We start from the raw sequence: 1,825 nt of genomic DNA, 5'->3' as shown, positions 1-1,825 counted from the left end.
ACAGCAGGCCCACCGCCGCGACGAGACCCGCCACCAGCACCAGGACCCGGAGCCACGGCAGGAACTCGGGCGTCTCGCGCAGCAGCCACCACGACCAGAGCGCCGTCGCCGCGACGGCCGCGGCGAGCACCCAGCGCACCCACCCGGTCCGGCGCGCCCGCCACAGCTCGACCGCCCCGACGGCGGCGAGGGCGGCGATCCACGGCGCGAGCGCGACCGCGTAGTAGGGGTGGATGATCCCCGCCGCGAGGCTGAACACCCCGGCGGTGACCAGCAGCGACCCACCCCACAGCAGCACTCCGGCCCGGCGCCGGTCGGTGCGCACGCCGCGGCCCACGAGCACCAGCAGTGCCACGCCCAGCACGAGCGCCGCCGGGAGCAGCCACGACACCTGGTTCGCCATGGACCCGGTGAACAGCGCCGACCAGGAGTCGGTGGACGTGGCCCCGCCCATGCCCCCGCCGCCGGCCGGGGGAGCGCCGGCGAGCCCCGCGCCGGGCCCGCCGCCGAAACCGCCCGCACCGGCCCGTCCGCCGCCCAACTGGCCGGTCTCGTCGCCGGTCAGCCGGCCGACGCCGTTGTAGCCGAACGCCAGCTCCAGGACGCTGTCGGTCTGCGACCCGCCCACGTACGGCCGCGAGGACGCCGGCCACAGCTCGACGACCGCGACCCACCAGCCCGCCGAGACGAGCAGCGACACGCTCGCGGGCAGCAGCGCGAGGAACCGCCGTCGCCACGTGCCCGGCCCCGCCACGAGGTGCAGCGCCAGGAACGCGGGCAGCACCAGGAAGGCCTGCAGCGACTTCGTCAGGAACCCGGTGCCGATGCACGCGGCGGCCAGCATCAGCCACCACGTCGAGGACCGGGTGGAGGCCGCGTCGACCGAGCGCACCATCGCGTAGGCCCCGGCCACGAGCAGCAGGCACAGCAGGGCGTCCGGGTTGTCGAAGCGGAACATCAGCGTGGCGACCGGCGTGACCGCGAGCGCCGCGCCGGCCAGCAGTCCGGCGACCGGCCCGGACCAGCGCCGCACCGCGCCGGCGAGCAGCCCGACGGCCCCGACGCCCATGAGCGCCTGGGGCACGAGGACCGACCACGACGAGAGCCCGAACAGCCGTACCGCGAGCCCCATCACCCACAGCGATGCCGGCGGCTTGTCCACCATGATCGAGGCGGGCGCGTCGGAGGCCCCGAAGAACCACGCCGTCCAGCTCTGCCCGCCCGCCTGCGCGGCCGCGGCGTAGAAGGCGTTGCCCCAGCCCGAGGCGGAGAGGTCCACGAGGTAGAGCGCCGCGGTGGCGGCGAGCAGCACACCCAGCGCCGGCGCGTACCAGCGCACGGTCCCGTCGGTGCCGGACGGAGGAGCCGGACTGATCGGCGGGACGGGGGTCGGAGCCGCGGGTCGCCGACCGGTCAGCATGCTCATGACGCCGAGGGTGCGCACCGGCCGTGATCACCGGGTGGGGCGGGCCTGTGCCCCGGCTGTGCGCCTACGTCTGCAGCGGCACGAGCTCGGAGCCGAAGGCGTCGAGGAAGTCGTCGAGACGTTCCGGGGCGACGGCGGGACGCACGACGAACTTCGTGATCCCGCCGTCGACGAACTCGCCGACCAGACTCCGGGCGTGCGCCCAGTCGCGGGCGATCAGCTCGCCCGGGTCGACGTCGGGCCGGCGCCGGGCGGTGGTCGCGAACGCCCGCTCGACGTCGTCCGCGCTCGCCCCCGGGGGCACGACCAGCAGGTTCGTCCCGTAGTGGTCGTCCTCCACCGCCCGGCCCGCGTCGTCGGCCGCCTCGGCGATCACCGTGCGCGCCGCGGCCGCCTCGG

General features: G+C 76.2%; 1 protein-coding gene and 1 pseudogene. Both read right to left on the bottom strand.

The genetic code is table 11. From position 1 onward, the window contains the following. Positions 1–1,426 (bottom strand): glycosyltransferase family 39 protein (locus AC0CYZ_RS05535; RefSeq protein WP_472213132.1); only part of this gene is annotated, 1,426 nt, incomplete at its 3' end. A gap of 64 nt (positions 1,427–1,490) precedes the next feature. Then, positions 1,491–1,825, bottom strand: a pseudogene (locus AC0CYZ_RS05530) (TIGR03854 family LLM class F420-dependent oxidoreductase); the annotation flags it as partial.

The organism is Actinomycetospora sp., assembly GCF_055612215.1.
Note: the sequence above shows the minus strand (reverse complement) of the source record. Positions and strands in the feature narration are given on the sequence as shown.